Annotated in this window: 19 protein-coding genes; 13 read left to right on the top strand and 6 right to left on the bottom strand. The window is 44.5% G+C overall.

The genetic code is table 11. The features are described 5' to 3' along the window. Positions 1-407 precede the first annotated feature (407 nt). The gene (locus tag BLS28_RS22840) at positions 408-1,595 is read right to left on the bottom strand and encodes a class I SAM-dependent rRNA methyltransferase (protein ID WP_091172820.1); all 1,188 of its coding nucleotides are present in this window, start codon (positions 1,593-1,595) and stop codon (positions 408-410) included. A 166-nt stretch (positions 1,596-1,761) separates the two neighbouring features. On the opposite strand from BLS28_RS22840, the gene BLS28_RS22835 reads away from it, so the two are divergent. Further along, entirely contained in the window at positions 1,762-2,616 is an 855-nt protein-coding gene (locus tag BLS28_RS22835; protein ID WP_091172818.1) for a DUF2911 domain-containing protein, read from the top strand. A gap of 101 nt (positions 2,617-2,717) precedes the next feature. Here the strand turns inward: BLS28_RS22835 and BLS28_RS22830 are convergent, their stop codons facing one another. The 5 genes from BLS28_RS22830 to BLS28_RS22810 all read right to left on the bottom strand — a co-directional run bounded on the left by BLS28_RS22830 (position 2,718) and on the right by BLS28_RS22810 (position 7,057). Then, positions 2,718-4,427, bottom strand: coding sequence for a sodium:solute symporter family protein (locus tag BLS28_RS22830; protein ID WP_091172814.1), 1,710 nt, complete (start codon positions 4,425-4,427; stop codon positions 2,718-2,720). 108 nt (positions 4,428-4,535) lie between these two features. After that, complete coding sequence (locus BLS28_RS22825; RefSeq protein ID WP_090531057.1) at positions 4,536-4,727, bottom strand: hypothetical protein; 192 nt, start codon at positions 4,725-4,727, stop codon at positions 4,536-4,538. A gap of 211 nt (positions 4,728-4,938) precedes the next feature. Beyond that, positions 4,939-6,180: an RNA polymerase sigma factor gene (locus tag BLS28_RS22820; protein WP_091172811.1), complete on the bottom strand. Its 1,242-nt coding sequence runs from the start codon at positions 6,178-6,180 to the stop codon at positions 4,939-4,941. A 45-nt stretch (positions 6,181-6,225) separates the two neighbouring features. After that, positions 6,226-6,570 (bottom strand): YciI family protein, encoded by a 345-nt coding sequence (locus tag BLS28_RS22815; RefSeq protein ID WP_090531052.1) that lies wholly within the window; start codon positions 6,568-6,570, stop codon positions 6,226-6,228. Positions 6,571-6,604: 34 nt separating this feature from the next. Beyond that, complete coding sequence (locus BLS28_RS22810) at positions 6,605-7,057, bottom strand: carboxymuconolactone decarboxylase family protein (protein ID WP_090531050.1); 453 nt, start codon at positions 7,055-7,057, stop codon at positions 6,605-6,607. A 212-nt stretch (positions 7,058-7,269) separates the two neighbouring features. Here BLS28_RS22810 and BLS28_RS22805 point away from each other — a divergent pair, with 212 nt between their 5' ends. The 12 genes from BLS28_RS22805 (at position 7,270) to BLS28_RS22745 (ending at position 22,897) form a co-directional block, all read left to right on the top strand. Beyond that, positions 7,270-7,728 (top strand): DUF1569 domain-containing protein, encoded by a 459-nt coding sequence (locus BLS28_RS22805; RefSeq protein ID WP_091172806.1) that lies wholly within the window; start codon positions 7,270-7,272, stop codon positions 7,726-7,728. 68 nt (positions 7,729-7,796) lie between these two features. Next, positions 7,797-8,885 carry an acyltransferase family protein gene (locus BLS28_RS22800; RefSeq protein ID WP_091172802.1) on the top strand — a complete coding sequence of 363 codons (1,089 nt, stop codon included), beginning with the start codon at positions 7,797-7,799 and terminating at the stop codon, positions 8,883-8,885. A gap of 181 nt (positions 8,886-9,066) precedes the next feature. Then, positions 9,067-9,663, top strand: coding sequence for a DUF6436 domain-containing protein (locus tag BLS28_RS22795; protein ID WP_090531366.1), 597 nt, complete (start codon positions 9,067-9,069; stop codon positions 9,661-9,663). A gap of 24 nt (positions 9,664-9,687) precedes the next feature. Next, positions 9,688-11,943, top strand: a complete 2,256-nt coding sequence (locus tag BLS28_RS22790; RefSeq protein WP_091172798.1) for a response regulator — start codon at positions 9,688-9,690, stop codon at positions 11,941-11,943. A gap of 742 nt (positions 11,944-12,685) precedes the next feature. Next, positions 12,686-14,080 (top strand): TolC family protein, encoded by a 1,395-nt coding sequence (locus BLS28_RS22780; RefSeq protein WP_091172790.1) that lies wholly within the window; start codon positions 12,686-12,688, stop codon positions 14,078-14,080. Between the two features lie 7 nt (positions 14,081-14,087). Then, on the top strand, positions 14,088-17,339 hold the full coding sequence (locus BLS28_RS22775) for an efflux RND transporter permease subunit (protein ID WP_091172786.1): 3,252 nt from the start codon (positions 14,088-14,090) through the stop codon (positions 17,337-17,339). A 4-nt stretch (positions 17,340-17,343) separates the two neighbouring features. Continuing rightward, positions 17,344-18,432, top strand: a complete 1,089-nt coding sequence (locus BLS28_RS22770; protein ID WP_091173127.1) for an efflux RND transporter periplasmic adaptor subunit — start codon at positions 17,344-17,346, stop codon at positions 18,430-18,432. Between the two features lie 213 nt (positions 18,433-18,645). Next, on the top strand, positions 18,646-18,981 hold the full coding sequence (locus BLS28_RS22765) for a tRNA-binding protein (protein ID WP_091172783.1): 336 nt from the start codon (positions 18,646-18,648) through the stop codon (positions 18,979-18,981). Beyond that, positions 18,982-19,452 (top strand): nucleoside deaminase, encoded by a 471-nt coding sequence (locus tag BLS28_RS22760; protein WP_176844544.1) that lies wholly within the window; start codon positions 18,982-18,984, stop codon positions 19,450-19,452. A 158-nt stretch (positions 19,453-19,610) separates the two neighbouring features. Further along, the gene (locus BLS28_RS22755; protein ID WP_091172779.1) at positions 19,611-20,222 is read left to right on the top strand and encodes a superoxide dismutase; all 612 of its coding nucleotides are present in this window, start codon (positions 19,611-19,613) and stop codon (positions 20,220-20,222) included. A gap of 179 nt (positions 20,223-20,401) precedes the next feature. Then, the gene (locus tag BLS28_RS22750; protein ID WP_090531017.1) at positions 20,402-21,853 is read left to right on the top strand and encodes an amino acid permease; all 1,452 of its coding nucleotides are present in this window, start codon (positions 20,402-20,404) and stop codon (positions 21,851-21,853) included. 12 nt (positions 21,854-21,865) lie between these two features. Continuing rightward, positions 21,866-22,897 (top strand): ferredoxin--NADP reductase, encoded by a 1,032-nt coding sequence (locus tag BLS28_RS22745; RefSeq protein WP_090531014.1) that lies wholly within the window; start codon positions 21,866-21,868, stop codon positions 22,895-22,897. Positions 22,898-22,936 lie beyond the last annotated feature (39 nt).

The raw sequence follows: 22,936 nt of genomic DNA, 5'->3' as shown, positions 1-22,936 counted from the left end.
TAGCGGGTGGTATTAAAACAAGGGTTAAAAAAGGGGTTAATTGGACTAAAATTTTATTAACCGCACAAAAATTAACCGCTTTTTTAAGCGAATGGAGGGTTAACTAAAGAAAGACTACCGCAGGTTTAGCGGTAGCGTAACCTGTGGTGCACATAATGACCGGTTTATGAAATGAACAAAAAACATGTCATTGCGAGCGATAGCGCGGCAATCGCACGAAAGCAAGGCCGCCCTGTATAGCATGCGATTGCCACGTCGCACCCTCGCTCATTCCCGTTCCGCGCCTCGCAATGACATGGTTTATTTTTCGCACTTAAAAGCCCGCGGCAGCGTTAAACGCCGAAGGCCTGTTTTGCTTAGCAACACAGGCCTTCTACAAAAATTCCCCCTTTAGGGGGTTAGGGCGACTAAAACACCCTGCAAAGCAAACCTTTCAGATACTCGCCTTCGGGGAAGGAAGCACGTACCGGATGGTCTTCGGGTTGATGGAACTGGTAAATGAACTGAACCTGTTTACCGGCATCAAGCGCAGCCCAGGCAATTACCTGCTTAAAGGTCTCCATATCCATAGCGCCCGAACAGGAATAGGTTGCCAGCAAGCCACCTTCGTTAAGCAGCAGCATACCCAAACGGTTTAAATCTTTATAAGCCCTTGAAGCCCGGGTAAGCGCCGAGCGTGATGGCGCATATTTAGGCGGATCGAGTACGATAACATCAAACTTCTCGCCCTCATCCCTGAATTTACGCAACTGCACATTCACGTCGGATTTAATAGCCGTGTGTTTGGTTGCATCCAGTTTATTCAGCCTGATATTTTCGGCCAGCGTTTCAATAGCTAACGCCGAGCTGTCTACGCTGGTTACTGATGCCGCGCCTTCTTTGAGACTATTAAGGGTAAAACCTCCTGTATAGCAAAAGCAATCCAGTACTTTTTTATCTTTTGCATGCATGGCCAACACATGACGATTATCGCGCTGATCGCAATAAAAGCCGGATTTTTGGCCTTCGGTGATATTGATACCGTAAATAACGTTGTTTTCTAACACCTCAACCAGCTCAGGCGGCGGACTGCCAGCAAGTACTTTATTCTCAGCTTCGGCCAGCCCTTCGTGGGCTCGTGAAGCATTATCACTTTTATCCGAAATACTTTCGGGATTGAGCAGTTTTTTTAGTTCATCAATAATAACGGGCATTACATTTTGAATACCCGAGGTAAGTACCTGCACTGCCAAATGGCCGGCATATTTATCAACGATTAGCCCCGGCAGATAATCCGATTCACTAAAAATTAAACGACAGGTATTGGTACCGTTAGCCAATATGTTAGCACGGCTTTTAACCGCGGTTGCTACTTTTTCGCGAAACCACGCTTCGTTTACCTTTACATCCTTGTTCCACTCCAGCAAACGTAAAGTCACCCTCGACTGATCGTTATAAAAGCCATAGGCCATAAATTCGCCCTGTGTATTCACTAAGCGAACCACATCGCCATTGGCAGGTTTGCCCTTTACTTTTTCAATCGCCCCTGAAAATACCCAGGGATGCCTTTGCAGTACGGCTTTTTCTTTACCCTTCTTTAATATAACGTCAATCATGGGTGCAAAGGTAATAAAGCGCTGGCAATTTTAGCTTTGCAGCAACGCGCCCTTCATTTATTCCGTATTTACATTGAAGGTGCCTAAACCTTGAAAATATTTTTACGTCATACACAATAATATCTGCATTAAAACATTTGGTATCTTAGATTCGAAAACTATAATCATGAAAAAAACCTACGTACTCCTGTTCAGTATGCTGATAGCGTGCTGTTGTTTTAGCTCAAAATCATACGCCCAGATTCCCCGCATACCTGAGGCCAGCTCAACTCAAACCATTATCCAGGATTTCGGGTTAGGGAAAATAACCATCACTTATTCCCGTCCAAATGTTAAAGACCGCAAAATATTCGGGGGCATTATCCCTTACGGCGAAGTTTGGCGCACCGGTGCCAACGCTGCTACTACCATTACCTTTACCGAAAAAGTTGTAATTGAAGGTAACCCTGTACCTGCAGGCACTTATTCGCTATTCAGCATCCCAACTAAAGGCGAATGGACTATCGTCTTAAACAAAGTTGTAAAACAATGGGGTGCATACAGCTACAAGCAAGACCAGGATTTTCTGCGTTTTAATATCAAGCCAATCCGCGTGAGCGAAAAACGCGAAACATTTACTATGGCTTTTGTTAATACAACTACCAAATCAACCGACCTTGTTTTGGTTTGGGACAAAACCGCGGCCTATATCCACATGGAAACTGATGACGACGCCAAAATTACAGCTAATATTGATGAGCTGATGAAAGGCGACCGCAAACCATACTATTTCAACGCCATACAATACTACTACGAAAACCATAAAGACGTTGATAAAGCCCTTGGCTGGGTTTACGAAGCCGAAAAAATTGAGCCTAAAGGCCCATGGTATAAGCTATGGGAGTCGCGTTTGTTACTGCGTAAAGGCGATAAAGCTGGCGCTATAGCAGCTGCAGAAGCCGGTATTGCCTTAGCCAACGCCGACAAAGATGAAGAATACGCCCGCTTAAACCAGGAAGCCCTGGATCAGGCTAAGCGATAGCCCTAAGCCCCACCCAACCCTCCCCGGAAGGGGAGGGCTTTAAAAAGAAAATCGCTGTTTTTTATAGGAAATGGCGATTTTCTTTTATGAATTGATAATATTCAGAAAGTCTCCCCAACCGGGGGAGATTTAGAGGGGGCTGCCACGCTGATCAACACCGCAATTACTATCAGCAGAAGTGCACCGATAGCATTGAGCCACAAATAAGCGATTACATCAAAATAGCCCAGGATACAAATAATTGCTTCCGTTATAACTGCCGCTATAAATACCGCAGTCCCTTTTATTTTTTTAAGATAGAAGGCCACTATGAACACTCCAAGGATGGTTCCGTAGATATAGGAGCCCAATTGATTCACGGCTTCGAGCAGGTTACCTATGCGGCTGGCGTAAAGGGCCATCCCAATGCAAACCAGGCCCCAAAACACCGTTGCCAGGCGCGATGCATTTAAATAATTCTTATCTGTGGCGTTGGGATTAACAATGCGTTTGTAAATATCAACCACACTGGTTGATGCTAATGAATTTAAAGCACTGGCGGTTGAGCCCATAGAGGCCAGAAAAATAATGGCTATCAGTAATCCTATCAAACCTTTGGGCAGATACTGGGTAACAAAGGTAAGGAATACGTAGTTGGTATCGTTATCATCGGCCTTGGGGTTATTTTTTTTCATCAGTTCAATGGCGTTTTGCCTGATGAGGCGGGCCTTAGTGTCGGCCACCTTTAATTGATCTTTGGCATAACCGATCCGGTCTTCATTTTTACTGTCGATGGCTTTTATCAACTCGTTAGCCTTGATCTTTTTTTGCTCAAAAGCCTGGCCATATTGCTGATTGAGATGGTCGTATTCCGCAGCGTAAACGCTTTTTCGAATTTGTTTAACCTCATACTGGTTAAAAAACATTGGCGGGCGGTTAAACTGGTAAAACGCAAAAACCAGCACCCCTATCAGCAGGATCAGGAATTGCATCGGGATCTTGATCAGGCCATTCATGATCAACCCGAGGCGGCTTTGCCCTACTGAGCTGCCGGTTAAATAACGGCCAACCTGGCTTTGATCTGTACCAAAATAGGAAAGCTGTAAAAAGAAGCCCCCGATCAATCCGCTCCAAACTGTATAACGGTTATTAGGGTCGAATTTCCAGTCTATCACGTTCATACGGCCCATTTTACCGGCCATTTTGAGCGAGCTCATGAAGCTTACATTGCCGGGCAACAGGTAAACAACCAATACTCCTGCCAAAAACATCCCCGTAAAAATAATGCTCATTTGTAATAGCTGCGTATATGACACAGCCTTACTACCGCCATAAACGGTATAAACAATTACCAGCCCGCCTATAAACAGTGTAGTGTAAACCGTATTAATATTTAATATGGTTGAGAGGATGATAGACGGAGCATAAATGGTAATGCCGGTTGAAAGGCCGCGCTGAACCAGGAAGAGGAACGATGTGAGTGCACGGGTTTTCAGATCAAAACGCTGTTCCAAAAATTCGTAAGCAGTATAAACCTTAAGGCGATGGAAAATGGGGACAAAGGTGATGCAAAGTACGATCATGGCCAGGGGCAGCCCGAAGTAGAACTGCACAAAACGCATTCCGTCTGAATAAGCCTGGCCCGGCGCCGAAAGAAAGGTAATAGCACTTGCCTGGGTAGCCATTACCGATAAGCCTACATGGTACCAGGGCAATGAGCGGCTGCCCATCAAAAACTGGTCGATATTTTTATTATTGCCGCTTTTCCATATGCCATAAAGCACTATAGAAAATATGGTAAGGCCTAAAACAATCCAGTCGGTTAAACTCATTCAAAGAATTTGGTAATGAGCCAGAATACTAAAACTAAAAAAACCAGCCACGCGGCAACAATGCCGTAAAACTGGTTCCAATTTTTTATGAATGAAGGGAGGTCAGGATCAGGCCTCTTCATTACGGCCACGAACTAACACGGCGATATATGCAGCAGCAGTTAACAACCCTAAAACACCACCTACAAAAATCCAGGTAAAGCCTTTTTCAATAATACCGCCTACAAATAAGCCAGAGATTAATCCTACCAAATAGTATATGTAATCAAAGTTTTCTTTTTCTTCTTTATGGTGTCCCATGATGTTATGTATATGATTGCAGCAAAAATAGGTGATTAATTGAATTTTACCAAAGTTTGTTTTGTAAAAGGATTGTGTGTTTTTAAAAGCTCATAAATGACGACAATTATTCATTCGGTGTCCGGTCGGCTTTAAATTCACTATCGTTGTAAATATGCCAATAGCTTTGCGGTATGCATGAACCAATACCCTTTCAACTATTGTGAAAAGGCTATTCCTGCAAGTTTTTTAACCGCTCAACATTTTCCGCCATAGTTGCCTTATCATTTGCAGAAGTAGCCAGGTTCATAGCTGTTTCGTAATGCTGTAAGGCTTTTTGATTATCTATGCCGGTATACAGGTTGCCCAGCAGCGAAAAATAAAAGTGGTTATTGCTTAGGTTCAGTTTTTCGGCTTCGGCTATTGCAGCCGGTTTTCCATTGGCTTTGGCAAGGGCAAATGTCCGGTTCAGCGCGGCGATGGGCGAATACTCCAGCATGAGGAGGCTATTGTATAGCTGTAATATATTTTCCCATTTTTCGGCAGCATCTTCCTTAAAGGTATGCCAATAAGCAATGCCGGCTTCGAGGTGATATTTAGTTATTGAAGTTCCGGTTGAAGCCTGGTTCAGGTAATGGATACCTTTGTTGATCAGGTCCCTGTCCCAAAGTGATTCATCCTGATCATCATAAAGGATCATTTCACTATGATCATTGGTGCGGGCCTCAAACCGCGACGCGTGGAAACACATCAGCGCAAAAAGTGCATTTACGGCAGGGGTATTGGTGGCCGGATTTTCAATAAGCAGGTAATTAAGCCGCATAGCTTCTGCACAAAGATCACGACGGAGGGTGACATTTTGGGAGATTGAGTAATATCCCTCAGAAAACAGCAGGTAAATGGTTGTTAAAACAGTTTCCAGCCGGTTGCCGATCTCGCTAAGGTTTGGCTGTTGGATCTGGATTCCGGCTTCTTTCAGTTTTTCCTTTGCGCGGTTTATCCGTTTGTATATCACCTCCTTGTTTGCTAAAAAAGCATCGGTAATTTCCTGTACGCCAAAACCGCAAAGCAGGTTAAGGGCAAGCGCTACCTGCGACTCGGCCGAAATAACCGGGTTGCAAACCGTAAAGATCATGGCCAACTGGCTATCAGCTATGTTTTTGGCAGACAGGTCGATCTCTATTTCGCCTGTGCTGTCGGTAGTATATTTTATTTCGGGCAAAAGCTTTTGCTTAAAAATCGTATCCCGTTTCAGGTAATTTTTGGTTTTATTTTTTGCAACGGTATAAAGCCATGCCGTCGGATTATCAGGTAAACCTTTCAGGCTCCAATTTTCAGTGGCTGAAAGGAAGGTGTCGCTCACAATATCTTCGGCAATTTCAATATGTTCAATACCAAAAAGGCGGCAAAGCACTGCTGCAATTTTCCGGTACTCGGTGCGGAACAGGTGAGGTAAAAGTTCTTGGGGTTGCATAGGTTAAAATAAAATGCCTTTGCAAAAGTACAAAGGCATTTTATTTTATACGGCAGGCACGGCCATTCGTACTTCAACGGTGGCCCCCCATTGCAATATCGGGCAGCCTTTGGCAATTTCAACGGCCTCATCGTAATCTTCGGCCCTGATTATAAACAATCCGCCTATCGATTCCTTAATTTCGGCATAAGGACCATTGATCACGGTATTTTGCTTAATTGTACGGCCATCACCATCCCAGCGTTTGGGAGCACCAACCAGTTTGTTTTGGGCCGCGATGCCGCCTATCCAATCCTGGAAAGGTTTTATAGCTGCCTGCATTTGTTCGGGCGAGGGACTGGCATCTTTACTTTTCAGATCCCTGTGGATCACTAACAAAAACTCATTCATAAGGCTATGTTTTAATGGCGTTAATATAAGCTGTTTATGCAAACTGGCCAACCTGGTATGTGCCGGGCGTATTTGGGAACGATAGGTTGATGCGGTTCCAGGTGTTAATGGTGGTAACGGACAGCGTAAGGTCTATCAGCTCTTCATCACTGAACTGCGCCTTGGCTATGTTGTACACTTCGTCGGTTACATGGCAGGCGGTAACGGCTTCGGCCCAGGCGAAGGCGGCCCTTTCACGATCGGTATAATAAGGCGATTCTTCCCAGGCGCTCAGGCCGTATAAACGTTGTTCAGTTTCGCCTTTGGCACGTGCATCTTTATAGTGCATGTCAAGACAATAAGCGCATTTATTGATCTGTGATACCCTGAAATTTACCAACTCACGAAGGGATAACTCGAGGGGTGACTTTTTAAGATAGGTATTAATACCAAATAATGGTTTTAAGGCATTTTGGCCTTTTTCCCACATGCTGATTCTCTGTTCCATTTTGTTTTAAATTTATGTTGTTAAAACCCAATGACAACCGTGCTTAGCAGATTGGACAAAATGAAAAATATTTTTTATTTTTTATAAGATCGGAATTCATATCGGGAATTTTTGTTGGGCGGCATCTAATGCATCGCCCGCTTCGCAGATTTTCCGGTTTAACTAAATATACATGTAATACGTCTCTGTACAAAAATACCTATCTTTCCCTCATGGCCTTACCCAATATTTTCACTGCACGGGTAGCTGATGATGTAATCAGCCGGATCAACAAGCTCACGCCTCAAACCTCACCGGGGTGGGGTAAAATGAACGTAGCACAAATGTTGGCACACTGCTGTGTAACGTACGAAATGGTGTATGAAGATAAGCACCCCAAACCCGGCTTGTTCATGAAACTGATCCTGAAAATGCTGGTTAAAAACAAGGTAGTGAGTGAAACACCATATAAACACAACAACCCTACAGCGCCTGCATTTCTCATTACCGGCGAAAGGGATTTCAATACCGAAAAAAACAGGTTGATAGCCTACATCCAAAAAACACAGCAGCTGGGCGAAAAAGCTTTTGATGGCCGCGAGTCGCATTCGTTTGGTCCCTTAACTATTACCGAATGGAGCAATATGTTTTATAAACATATTGACCATCACCTCACTCAGTTTGGCTGTTAAGCGCATAGTTTGAACTTCCGGCTAAATTTTCCTTTCTTTACCGGCATACAGGTAAATCGATATAGTGCATGGAAAAACTAAGCCCAGCCATCCTTAAAACCAAACAGCATTTTGAAATTCTTGACGGCCTTCGGGGCATAGCTGCTATAGCAGTTGTTACTTTCCATTTTATGGAGATTGCTTATTCCGACTACAGCAAGGATTTTATAGGTCATGGCTTTTTAGCGGTTGATTTTTTCTTTTGCCTGTCGGGCTTCGTAATTGGTTATGCTTATGACGACAGGGTCGGCAAAATGGGCATAAAGGAATTTTTCAAATCGAGGTTGATCAGGCTGCACCCGCTTGTTGTTTTTGGCTCGGTATTGGGCTTGTTAGGGTTTATATTTGATCCATTTAATGCCCAACCCATAGCCCGTAGTGCGGGCAGTATACTACTATTATTTCTCAGCTCCATATTAATGATTCCTAACCCGACAATGAATGAACGGTATTTTAACTTGTTTGGGTTTAATGCACCTGCTTGGTCATTGTTTTGGGAATATGTAGCTAACATTGTTTATGCACTTGTACTTTGTCGCCTTCAGCGGCGCTACCTGATTGTCCTTACTGCAATTTCTGCTGTTGGCATTTGCTATGTGGCAGCTCACTCAGGTAATTTAATGGGCGGCTGGAGCGGCGGAACTTTCTGGGATGGAGGTGTACGTATAGCTTATTCTTTTACTGCTGGTTTGCTGGTTTACCGTTATAACCTTATCGTCAAAAATAAGCTTGGTTTTATCGGTCTTTCTATTTTATTGATGCTGGCTTTCCTGTCTCCGTTCTCAACATGGAACTGGCTTACCGAGCCTTTTATAGTTATAATTTATTTCCCGTTAATGGTTTCGCTGGGAGCAGGCGCTGTTCTTAACAACAGCTTACGTAAAATATGTGTTTTTTCGGGGAGTATCTCTTATCCTTTATACATGACCCATTATGCAGTAATGTGGATGTTTGGTAATTATTATGCGGCAAATAAACCCGATGCTGTTCACCTGGCATATATCATTATACCCGGATTAGTTGTATTAGTTACATTTGCTTACCTGGTTATGATAGGTTACGATATCCCCCTGCGTCGTTACCTAACCGAAAGAAGAAAAAAACAGGCTGTCAAATAACTGAATGGCTATTCGTTTGCTTAATTAAAGATTAAGGAGGGGGTTAGCCAACGGTTAAATTAAAACCTGTATGTTTAAAATGCCGGAAAAGTGTTTTTTATACACTAAAAATAATTATTTTTACAAATGGTTTTGTGCTGATTTTCAGTTGTTCTGTTGAAGTATGCCAACCTTTGGTACAATGAAAAAAACGTTAGTTATTGGTTGGCTCGTGATACTTTTAATCGCTGTTGGCGCTTTGTTTTGGTATAATGAGCTGCAATACCAGTTGCCTACTCCTGTACCCGAAAACTATAAAGCAGTAAAGCAGGGTACGATAGTGTCCATCAACCCCAGGCACTACCAGGATCGCAGTAAACCGCTGTTCCTGCATTTTTTTAATCCGGATTGTCCCTGTTCAAGATTTAATATCAAACAGTTTAAGGCTATTGCCCAGCAATATCACAGACAGGTGAATTTTGCCATCGTGATCATGAGCAGTAAACACTTCACCGAAAGCGAAATCCAGGACAAGTTTGGGATGAAACTCCCCGTTATATTTGATCCCTCGGTTGCTGAGGCCTGCGGGGTTTACTCAACACCCCAGGCTGCCCTTATTGATACAGGCAGCAAGCTGTATTACCGCGGCAATTATAACATAAGCCGTTACTGTACCGATGAAAAAACAAGCTTCGCCAAAGTAGCGATCAACGGTTTACTGAACGACAATACACGCCTAACATTTAATAAACTTGCATTAACCTCATACGGCTGTCGACTGCCCGACTGTCATAATTAATATTACCCCTAAATATCAATCATTGTGACCGCAGACATAGTTCAAAACATTAATTTTCAAACCGAGATCAAAGACCGCTCAGACAGGTTGATGGATTATTTCCTGCCTGTGCATTTTGTAGTTGGTTTAGCATTGGCCTATTTTTATGATACATGGCTTATTGCCTTTGGCGTTGGCGGCCTGTGCCTGTTGGCGTACTATACTGCTAAAATAGCCCTGCCTAATTCTTCCTTATACCAATATGTGCTGGCAGCTGTATTAGGTATTTTTATGGCCCAGTATATTTACCAGATGCACGGCTTGTTTGAGATGCACTTTTTTGCTTTTATTTCGAGTGCGCTGCTGATCACCTACCAAAACTGGAGGCTACAATTGCCATTGCTTTTAGTTGTTATTGTACACCATGCTGTTTTCAGCTATATGCAGGATATTGGCTATGGCGGCATATTTTTTACCCAGCTCAATTACTTTGATCTTCAAACGTTTACCATACATGTGTTGCTTACCGGGGTTATCATGTTCATATGCGGACTTTGGGCCTATCAGTTGCGCAAGTATAACGAACTAAGAATAGTACAAACCCTGCAAATGGCCGATCTGCAGCGGGAAGCTCAGTTATCGCTCGAGCGTAAACATAATGAAGAGGTTTTGGCAGCTGCAAACCAGGAACTAAACTATTCAAACCAGGAACTTCAAAAGGCACGCCTCGCGGCCGATCAGGCTAACCAGGAAAAAAGCATTTTCCTGGCCACCATGAGCCACGAAATCCGTACGCCTATGAACGGGGTTATCGGGATGTCGGCTTTATTGAATGAAACTGAGCTTAATGATGAGCAGCGTATGTTTAACGAAACCATCATCAGCTGCGGCGAAACGCTCATCCATGTGATCAATAACATTCTTGATTTTTCAAAGATAGAAGCAGGTAGCCTTGATCTTGAACAGGATGATTTTAAGCTGCGGCAATGTATTGAAGATGTGATGGATATGTTTGCCATTAAAGGCGGACAAATGGGGCTCGACCTGGTTTATGAAATTGCCGAAGATATATCGCCGGGTATCATCGGCGATCCGCTGCGGCTTAAACAGGTGCTTATAAACCTGGTAAGCAACGCCATAAAATTTACGGAGAAAGGTGAGGTTGGTATTAAGGTTAGCTGTGTTGACAAACAATCTGATGGCTTGCTGAAATTAAGATTTGATGTTTGGGATACAGGTATAGGCATTCCGCATAATAAGCTGCACCGGCTGTTCAAGGCATTTTCGCAGGTCGATTCATCTACTACACGCAAATACGGAGGTACCGGTTTAGGTTTGGCCATTTGCCAAAAGCTTGTAGCGCTAATGGGGGGCAGTATAGGCGTTGAAAGCGAGCCTGGTGCCGGTACCAGGTTTTTCTTTACCATAAACGCCTATCCCGGCGAGATTTCCCACCGGCAGCCTGCCAGTTTTGATCTTGAGGAACTGCGCGGCAAAAAGATTCTTATAGTTGATGATAACCATACCAACCTGTCTATTTTAAACCGCCAGTTTGAAAACTGGAACCTTAAATCGGTACCGGCAGAGTCTGCCGCCGAGGCTTTAGTGATCCTGCAGAGAAACAAAGACATTGACGTGGTTATTACCGACATGAATATGCCCGTAATGGATGGGGTTATGCTGGCCCGCATCATCAGGGAAGGGTACAGCCACATTCCTATTATACTGCTAAGCTCGGTTGGTGAAGAATTTATAAAAGATCAGCGAATGCTGTTTACCTCTGTTATGAGCAAGCCGATAAAACAACAGGTGCTGGGCAAACAGATTTTTATGGCACTCAGGAATAAATCGGTCCAAAACGATGATAAACAAATTAAGAGCAAGCTTTCGGTTGATTTTAGTGATAAATATCCCTTCAATATCCTCATTGCCGAAGATAATGAGGTTAACCGGCACGTTATTAAACACATTTTAAACAAAATGGGCTATAAGCCGGGTATGGCCCAAAACGGGCTCGAAGCAATAGAGGCCCTGTACCAAAACGATTACGAGCTTATTTTAATGGACATGCAGATGCCTGTTATGGATGGGCTTGAGGCTACCCGTGTAATCCGTAAAGAAAACATTAAGCAGCCTGTTATCATTGCATTAACAGCCAACGCCATGGCCGGCGATGAACAGGATTGCTTGCAGGCCGGTATGAATGATTACCTGAGTAAGCCTGTAAAGCTTGATGAACTGATGAATAAGCTTTCGAAATGGCACACTGTAGTTAATAAAGCCGCAATTCGTCAGGGTTGATGCAACCGCATTCCTGCAATAAGTTTGAGGCTTGGTTCGCCATCAAGGGTAGGATAATGACCTGGCGGGGGGCCTGCCTAAACTTAATAGTAGTGAAGTTTCCTCATCCCGGTATGCAGAATATAAATGCAACAATACTTTTGCAAAACAATTAGGTTATTTTTTTCATTTTTGTACAGCATAAGCAATATGTTGAATAAGCGAAATACTGAATTTTTGAGATCGTTGCGGATATTATCGGTAATGGCCTTTTATTTGGTCATCGCGAGCAGTCATGTTTTTTTTCTTCCCCGCTTAACGCAGTCGGGCCGTACGCGTTCAACAGGATTCAATTCGGTTTTTAAACGAAAGATGGAGAACCTGCACAGCAGCTTCAGCGAATCAAGCTACGTTCAAAGACCAGACAAATCAACCCTTGAGGAGAAAAAGTCTGTTACCGATTTGATCAGCGCTGTTGTAGGCAGTTTTATTCTGCTTTTTTTTGCATTGCAGCTATGGAAATTAAATCCGAAGCAATTAATCCGAAACTTCAGGATTATACCCGAGTATCGATACTCCTATCTTTCCCTTTGCACTTTTCGCATTTGATTTGAATGATTAAAGGCGCTCTGCCTTTAGATACATCATCGATCATTTTTTCAATTAATTATCCATCGTTTACCGGCATTTTTTGCAGTACTTACTGATCTGTAGCGATCAGTGTGCGGGCATTTCCCGGTAAGCATATTCCGTACATCAAGATATGCGAATTTCAAAGAAGTCCTGCTGCCTGTTTATAGGCTTGCTAATAACAGCCTATACTTATGCGCAGCAACAAGGTAACACACCGGTTAGTTTAAAAACGCTGCTCAACAGCGTGAACCGAAACGCACCCACATTGCTAACCGATTCGGCAGCTATAGCGGTTAGGCAAGCCCAGGCCGCTGAAACCAGGAGCAGCTGGCTCCCTAACCTGAAACTAAATTACCAGGCAGATTATGGCACTAACAACAATGTTGCCGGCCCGTATTTTGGCTTTGGTATCATTCCTTCCAACTCCAGGGGGGTACGGCCCGAAAGCAATACCACCACCGTTTCAGCCAACGTTGGGGTAGCCGCGCTCGACTGGGAGATCTATAATTTTGGGGCCTATGGTGCTCAAAATAAAGTAGCCAACTCTGATATTCAGGTACAGCAAAACCAGTTTGCTGATTCCAAATATCAGTTGCAGGCTTATGCCATTGGCAATTACCTGCTCCTGACGGAACTGGAAAACTTCCTCACCATCCAGGCGCGGAACATAAAACGCAATCAGGAGATCCGCCGGTCGGTACAGTCGCTCGCCAAAAGTGGGGTAAGGGCAGGCGTTGATACCAGCATTGCCGAGGCCGAACTGTCAAAAGCCCGTTTGAACTATATCGAACTTAACAACCAGGTGAAGCAGGTACAGTTACAGCTTTCGGCTGTCAGCGGCTTACCCTATCAGACAATAGTACCCGATACCGCTGCCGAAACAAATCTTATCAATACCGCAACCGGCCTGGACCCTTTGGTGATCGACACCACCAATCATCCCTTGATCAATTATTATAAATCGGTATATCAAAATAGTTTGCAGCGGGAAACACTCGTCAAAAAAAGCTACAATCCTAAAATATTACTGGAAGGCGCCGTTTGGGGCAGGGGATCAAGTGTTGATGCTAACGACCATTTTAACAGCCTCAGCAGCGGATGGGGGTTCGACAGGAATAATTACCTGGTAGGTATAGGTGTTTCCTATAACCTGTTTGATATCCGTCGCCGCCAGTTAAAATTACGGACACAACGTGCCAATACCGATTACTCCCGGAAAAAGCTGGATGAGCAAAAGCAATTGCTGGCGGTCAATGCCAACCGGTCGGGCGTGGAGCTGCAAACCGCCCGCGAACGCCTGGTTGAGATCCCCAATCAGCTTAAAGCGGCTTCTGACGGGTACCGGCAAAAGCTGTCATTATACAAAAATGGGCTAACCGATATCATTGAGCTTAACGCCGCACTCAATATCCTTTACCGCGCCGAAACTGACTATGTACAGGCCAAATATGCCTATTCAAATGCCCTGTTCCAGCAGGCCGTTACCGGCAACCAGGTAAATACTGTATTAAACCTTTTAAAATAATTTAGCTATGTCAATGGTCACATCCGCACTTAAACGGCCCATCACAACGGTGGTGGTTACCTTGAGCCTGCTCATCTTTGCAGTGCTTAGTGCTATAAAAATACCGATAGATATTTTCCCAAAACTAAACCTGCCCACCATTTATGTTATTGAATCATATGGCGGTATGTCGCCGCAGCAAATGGAGGGTTTTTTTTCAACCCGTTTGCAAGACCAGTTTCTGTATGTAAACGGCATCAAAAGTATTACCAGTAAAAACATTCAGGGTTTAACTATGGTTAAGCTGAGTTTTTACGAGAGCACAGACATGGCCGAAGCACAGGCCCAGGTGGCTTTGCAGGTAAGCCGCGTAATGAGCTTTTTCCCGCCGGGAGCACTGCCGCCGCAGGTTGTAAGGTTTGATGCTTCATCGTTGCCCGTTGGGCAATTGGTACTATCCGCCCCCAATCGCAGCCTGAAGGATATTTATGATATGGCTGCTACTAAAGTAAGGCCGATGTTTGCTACTGTTCCCGGCTTATCGGCCCCGCCGCCGTTTGGTTCAAACGCCAGGTCCATCACCTTAAACGTTGATCCAAATAAATTAAGAAGTTACGGCTTGACGCCCGATGAGGTAGTAAGTGCGTTGGCTAAGTTCAATGTGATGTCGCCTTCGGGTAATTTAAGGTTAGGCAACACTATGTTTGTAACTACGGTTAATACGTTGATTAACCAAACAGATGAATTTGGCAATATCCCTGTAGTTACCAAAAACGGCGTTCCCATTTTGGTAAAAGATGTAGCCCGTGTTGCCGATGCTACCGACGTTACGGTTGATTATGCGCTGATTAATGGCAAGCGCTCTGTTTATTTGCCGGTAGTAAAAACCGCCGATGCCAGTACCTGGAGTGTGGTACAGGCTTTGAAAAAGAAGATTCCGGAAATTCAGGGCCTTTTACCCGACGACGTTAAAATCTCATATGAGTTTGATCAATCCATATTTGTGATAAACGCGGTAAAGAGCCTTATGACAGAAGGCGGTCTGGGCGCATTGCTCACCGGCCTGATGGTATTATTGTTTTTGCGCGACTGGCGAAGCAGTTTGATCGTGGTGATTACTATCCCGGTATCCATTTTGTTAGGTGTATTACTTTTAGGCTTATTCGGCCAAACCATCAATATCATGACACTGAGCGGGCTTGCCCTCGCCATAGGCATTTTGGTTGACCAGGCGACAGTAACTATCGAAAATATTCACCAGCACCTGGAGATGGGCAAAAGCAAAGCACAGGCTATTTATGATGCTTGCCAGGAAATCTCGTTCCCCCTATTGCTCATCCTGCTGTGTATCCTTGCGGTATTCGCGCCATCGTTTATGATGAACGGCGTGCCTAAAGCGATGTTTTTACCCCTGTCGCTATCTATTGGCTTAACGATGATCGTATCGTACATCATAGCGCAAACACTGGTGCCTATTTTATCAAACTGGCTTATCAAAGCCGAAACCTATCAGCATTATGAACATGGGAAATTGCATGCCCATGCCGGCGAAGCTTTAGACCGGCCCGAAGAAGGGCAGGTAAACCATCACCTGCAGCAGGAGCAAAACCATCCCGAAAAGAATGACCTGTTTGAACGGATAAAGATCCGTTTTATACACATCATTGAACGCTGGATGCATAACAAAAAACTAATTGTGCCTGTTTATCTCGTGGTTGTTTTGGGATTGGCCGGTGTGTGTTTTGTCACTATTGGAAAAGATATGATGCCGAAGCTCAACAACGGCCAGTTTCAGATCAGGATCAAAGAGCCGGATGGCACAAGACTTGAACGTACGGAAGACGGGCTGAAACAGGTTTTGCAAATCATCGACAGTACGGTGAACCATCATGTAGCTATCACATCGGCTTATGTGGGCATTGTGCCAAGCAGCTATGGTACCAGCAATCTTTATGTATTTAATACTGGTACACATGAAGCGGTATTACAGGTTAACCTTGATGAAGATTACCACATCAATATGGATGAGCTTAAAGATGCGCTCCGTAAAAACATAGCATCGCGCATGCCCGATCTCCGCATCACTTTTGAACCTATCGACATGACCGAAAAGATCATGAGCCAGGGTGCATCTACACCTATCGAAATAAGGGTAGCGGGTAAGGATATGGCGCAGATAGAAGGCTACTCGAACAAAGTTTTGGCCGGACTTAAAAAGATCAGCTACCTGAGGGATGTGCAAATCAGTCAGCCTTTAAAGTTTCCTGTGGTGGCAATAACGCTCGACAGGTTGAAAGCCGCCCAATTAGGCCTGGATATTAAAGATGTTGCCCGCTCGGTTACAGCAAGTACATCATCAAGCCGTTTTACCGAGAAAAACCTTTGGTTGGATGATAAATCGGCCTATACCTACCAGGTACAGGTGCAAATTCCAGAGTATGTGATGAATACAATGGATGAGTTGAAAGAGATCCCACTGGTGAAAGGCCAAAGTACACCTGTACTGGGTGATATCGCCAGCTTTAAGGTTAATTACGTTCCTGGTGAATATGACCGTACCGGTCCGCGCCGCTTCTTAACCGTGAGCGCCAATATTTACAAGAAGGATTTGGGCACTGCTACTGCCGCGGTGCAGCAGGTGATCAAAACTGTCGGGGCACCGCCTAAAGGCCTGATTGCTGAAGTTAAAGGTATGTCGAGCTTGTTGACAGAAACGCTCGACAGCTTACAGAACGGTTTGATGTTTGCCATTTTGGTGATCTTTTTATTGCTGGCCGCCAATTACCAGTCGTTTAAATTATCCCTTACAGTACTATCTACCGTACCGGCAGTAATATTGGGATCGCTAACAGCATTACTGCTTACCGGTTCAACACTTAACCTGCAAAGTTACATGGGCATGATCATGTCTACAGGAGTATCGGTGGCAAACGCCATCCTGATCGTAACCAATGCTGAAACCCTGAGACTGGATTATAAAGACTCTACAAGGGCAGCCATTACCAGTGCGTCCATCAGGTTAAGACCAATCCTCATGACCAGTTTGGCCATGATGGCAGGTATGATCCCGATGGCATCAGGGATGGGTGAAGCCGGCGAGCAAACCGCGCCATTGGGCCGCGCGGTGATAGGCGGCTTATTTGCCTCAACATTAGCCGCGCTGTTTATACTACCGCAGGTATTTGCCTGGGTACAGCAAAAAACCACTTATGATTCACCGTCCTTAATGAAGGACGTAAATGTTAATGAACCTCAACAACTTGAAACCTCCAATAGCTAATATTATGAAACTAAAATATATTGTACTGTTAAGCAGTATCAGCCTGATGGCCGCATGTGCAGGCAATCAAAAGCCGGTGGACCTCACAGAAACCCAAAAAACCAACCAAAAAGCAAGCGGATATGAAACCGGCAAAGTGTCGGAAAAAGCACTATCAAGCGAAGCCCGCCTTCCCGGCCAGTTAAAACCCTATAACGAGGTAAACTTGTTCCCGAAAGTAAACGGGTTTGTAAAAACCGTTTTTGTTGACCGTGGTACCTTGGTAAAAAAAGGACAATTACTGGTAACCTTAGAAGCGCCGGAAATGGAATCGCAATTGCAGGCTGCCGATTCCCGCTACATGCAGGCCAAAGAGAACGCAGTTGCCAGTAAGGAAAAGTATCAGCGTTTAAAAGAGGCTGCAAAAGAACCTGGATCAGTTTCTCCGCTTGAATTGGATAACGCTTTAGCAAAAATGAAAGCTGATGACGCAATGGCCCGTTCAGAAAGCTCGATCGTGGCATCTGTACGCACCATGCAGGATTACCTGAACATTCGTGCACCGTTTGATGGCATGATCATTCAGCGTAATGTATCCCCGGGAGCTTTGGTAGCCCCGGGTAAAGGTACAGACCTGCCGATGCTTATTTTGCAGGATATCCGCAAGCTGCGTTTAGAGGTTTACATCCCCGAAGATTTCGTAGACAAAGTTGACTTAAAGCAGCAGGTAAAATTCACTTTTAATGCTATGCCGGGGCAGGAACAAACAGCCAAAATCAGTCGCTCGGCCAATGCTTTAGGGAGTATGCGTTCTGAAGCTATCGAAATAGACGTACAAAACCAAAATGGAATACTAAAACCGGGAATGTATGCCGAAGTAAAGATCCCGATGCTTTCGGGCGCCAAATCGTTGTTAGTGCCCAACAATGCCATCATCCGGTCAACCGAGAGGGAATATGTAATAGCTGTAAAAGACGGCAAGGCAGCATTAATTGATATAAAGGAAGGATTATCCAGACATGACTCAACCGAAGTATTTGGGAACCTGAAGGCCAACGATATCATTCTTAAAAATGCCAGCGATGAGGTGAAGGAAGGGACGAATATTAATTGACGCAGTTAGAGGCAATGGCTAAGCGGTTTGGAACAACGCTTTTACATCCGGCCTCAAGGGCAGAGTTGTTGGTTTTATTGTTATAACTCATTAGTTCATGATACATGACGCATTGATTTTGTTTACTAATGTCCATATCAAACCCTTTACTTAAAATTGAGGCAAGGGTAGCTTTTGAAGAAGAGAGAGACATATTTTTTTACCTTTGCCCCTATGGAAACCATCACCTGGCATGATTTTGAAAAAGTAGAACTACGTGTAGGCACTGTATTGGAAGCAATTGATTTCCCGGAAGCCCGTAAACCTGCCTTCAAGGTAAGGGTCGATTTCGGTGAGTTTGGTGTCAGGTGGTCGAGCGCACAGATCACGAAGCATTATACCAAAGAAGAGCTGGTGGGCAGGCAAATTGTAGGCGTGGTTAATTTTCCTAAAAAGCAGATCGCCAATTTCATGTCGGAGTTCCTGGTTACCGGTTTCGCCGACGAGAACGGAGACATTGTGTTAACCGCTGTTGAAAAGCCTGTGCCAAACGGCAGCAAACTTATTTAAATGAGATATATCAGTTTTGAGGATGAGGCCTCTATATCGCCCGATGAATATTTTATGGGCGAGGCGTTAAAAGAAGCCCGCTATGCATTAGAGGAAGATGAAATCCCGATAGGGGCAATTGTGGTTTACAATGGCCGCATTATAGGAAAAGGGCACAATCTTACCGAACGGCTTAACGATGTATCGGCCCATGCCGAAATGCAGGCCCTTACTGCGGCCGCTAATTTAATTGGAGGCAAATACCTGCAAGGCTGTACGCTGTACGTTACTATGGAGCCCTGTGTAATGTGTGCCGGGGCTTCATACTGGTTCCAGGTAAGTAAGATCGTTTTTGGGGCCTATGATAACAAACTCGGGTTCGGCCGCATCAACCAAAAAATAACCCATCCCAAAACAGTGATCACCGGCGGTATCCGCGAAGCTGAATGCAGCCAGCTGGTGAAAGATTTTTTTAAAAGTAAGCGGAAGTAGGGTTGATGGTTCATAGTAATAAAAATAGCTATGAACCATTAACCATCAACTATGAACTAAAAGAAAACATGACAATTATTTAGAACAAAAACTTCAATCAACGCTTATATTTGTTACGTCACAACAAACAGTAAACTTTAAAATAAACAACTAAAATTATGGCATTTACCCTACCGGCGTTATCCTACGCTACTGATGCTCTGGAACCGCACATTGATAAACTGACCATGGAAATTCACCATGGCAAACACCACCAGGCTTATGTTACCAACTTAAACAAAGCTTTGGAAGGTAAGCCTGAGGCTGAAAGCAATATCGACGATATCATTAAAAATATCTCTAAATTCCCCGCTGCTGTGCGTAACAATGGCGGTGGCCACTACAACCATACCTTGTTCTGGACCTTGTTATCACCAAACGGTGGCGGCGAGCCTACAGGCGCTTTAGCTGATGCTATCAAAAGCACTTTCGGTTCATTTGCCGATTTCAAAACTAAAGTATCTGAAGCAGGTGCAACCCGTTTTGGTTCTGGCTGGGCATGGTTAATTGTTACTGCTGATAAAAAATTAGCTGTAACTTCCACTCCTAACCAGGACAACCCATTAATGGACATCGCTGAAGTTAAAGGTACCCCAATTTTAGGTATCGACGTTTGGGAGCATGCTTACTACCTGAAATATCAAAACCGTCGTCCGGATTACTTAGCAGCTATCTGGAATGTGATCAACTGGAACCACGTTGCCGAGCTTTACGCAAAAGCAACCGCTTAATATTATTTAAGCTCATAAACAAAAGCGGCAGGATCTGATGGTCCTGCCGCTTTTGTTTTACTTCATAACTCTTGCGCTCGTTTGTAACGAGCCCGAGAAGTTTGTTTATTTACCTTCCAATTATACACCCACGCTTAATCCCTGCAATAATCTACTAACTTTGTGGACTTTTTTATATCATGATCAAAAAGCCCATAGAAACCCTGCTCCGCGAATCGAAGGAGGAGGGGGAACATTCATTAAAACGCTCGCTTGGGCCCGTTAACCTTATTTTAATTGGGATAGGCATCATCATAGGGGCCGGTTTATTTTCGTTAACCGGTATAGCGGCGGGCCAGCATTCGGGGCCTGCGGTAACCATTTCTTTTTTAATTGCTGCTATTGGCTGTGCTTTCGCTGCCCTTTGTTATGCCGAGTTTTCGGCCATGATACCTGTTGCGGGGAGCGCTTACACCTATTCGTATGCTACCATGGGCGAGCTCTTTGCCTGGATCATAGGCTGGGACCTCGCGCTTGAATATGCCGTGGGCGCAGCAACAGTGGCCATCAGCTGGTCGCAATACCTTACTAAATTTTTATCCTGGTTTGACCTGTATTTGCCTCCACAGCTTACGCTTTCGCCTTTTGAAACTGCTAAGGCTGCCAATGGCAATATTATTAACGGAATCATCAATTTGCCAGCTGCGCTCATTGTGATTTTGGTTACCAGTATCATTATCCGGGGTACAAAAGGTTCGGCATTGGTTAATGCCATTATTGTAACCTTGAAAGTGGGCGTGGTGCTGGTGTTTATTGCGGTTGGATGGTCATTTATTAACCCGCAAAACTATCATCCCTATATCCCGCAAAATACCGGTGTTTGGGGCGATTATGGCTGGTCGGGCATATTGAGAGGGGCGGGATTAGTGTTTTTTGTATTTATTGGGTTTGATGCTGTATCAACTGCGGCGCAGGAGGCCAAAAACCCGCAGCGCAATATGCCTATCGGGATCATCGGCTCGCTGCTGATCTGTACGGTACTCTTTATTGTATTTGCGCACGTAATGACCGGAATGGCCAACTATAAGGAATTTATAGGTTCGGGCGCACCGGTTGCCATCGCCATTGAAAAAACGCATTACCAGTGGTTGAGCAAAGCTATTGTGCTGGCTATTTTAATAGGTTATACCTCGGTGATTTTGGTCGACCTGTTAGGCCAATCGCGTGTGTTTTTCTCTATGTCGAAAGATGGTTTGCTGCCTAAGGTTTTTTCAGAAGTGCATCCCAAATTTCGCACCCCCTGGAAATCGAATATTATGCTTTGCGCTTTTATAGCCCTCTTTGCCGCATTTGTTCCGATACGCGTGGTTGGTGAAATGACCAGCATTGGTACCTTGCTTGCATTTGTTATGGTTTGCGCCGGTGTACTTATTTTACGGAAGCAGCAGCCTGATATTCACCGGCCGTTTAAAACACCCCTTGTGCCATTGGTGCCGGTGCTGGGTATCCTGACCTGTTTTGCCATGATGACGTTTCTACCCGGCGATACCTGGTTGCGTTTGGTCATTTGGCTTGCAATTGGTTTGGTTATCTATTATACTTACGGCAAAAAGAACAGCGTTATCCGCAAAATGCTTGCAGATAAACAATAACGCCATCAATTGATGACCGAAGAGATTTTAAAACTAAAAGTTGAACGCATAAAATGGGAAACTCCAGATACGGCTACATTTTATTTGAGCAGTATTGATAGTAATCTTATCCCTTATACCGCAGGGCAGTTCATCACACTGATATTTAACCACAGGCAGGAAGAGATCAGGCGCTCGTATTCGTTAAGCTCGTCGCCCGATGAACCATACCCTGCAATAACTATTAAGCGCATTACCAACGGTGAAATATCCAGGTTTATGCTCACTAAAATAAAGGAAGGCGATGAGTTAACAGCATTAGCCCCTGCCGGCCGTTTTATCATCAGTGACCATCAGCAGGAAAAGGATCTGTTTTTATTTGCGGGCGGCAGCGGCATTACCCCTATATTTTCGCAACTGAAATATATTTTGAACCGGGAGGGTAAAAGCAGGCTAACCCTCATTTATAGTAATCAAAATGCCGCTTCCATTTTATTCAAAAACGAGCTGGATAAACTGGCAGCCAAACACCCCGAAAGGTTGACAATCATTTACCTGCTTAGCAGCGAAGGTAACCGACTCAACCCCGATAAGGTAGAAAAGCTGGTGAAGCAATACGCCAGCTTCAACCTGGCAAATGCTGAGTTTTACCTTTGCGGCCCGTTTGCTTTTATGCGAATGATCCGGTTCGACCTGGTGTATATGGGGATTGATCAGGTAAAGATCCGCCGCGAAAATTTTGTGCTCGAAACAGTTGCCGTAACAAGCAGCTTTACTAACTTTCCACCTAAAAACATCAAAATAAAATACCGGGGCGAGCTGCACGATATTGTAGTAGGCGAAAACCAATCCATACTGCAGGCCGCCCTGCAAAACAATATCCCATTACCTTATAGCTGCCGGGGAGGAATATGCTCTACCTGCATGGTTAAATGCACCGGCGGTAAAGTTGAAATGGTGAAAAATGATGTACTTACTGAAGCGGATCTTGCACAAGGATGGATCTTGACCTGCACCGGGCATCCCTTGGATGATGAGGTGGTTATTGGCCCCCCAGCCCCCTAAAAGGGGGAGTTATACCAGGAAGCGAAAGAATAATCAACG

It is taken from the genome of Mucilaginibacter gossypii (genome assembly GCF_900100945.1).
Lineage (GTDB): Bacteria > Bacteroidota > Bacteroidia > Sphingobacteriales > Sphingobacteriaceae > Mucilaginibacter > Mucilaginibacter gossypii.
This window is presented reverse-complemented; position numbering and strand designations above follow the sequence as displayed.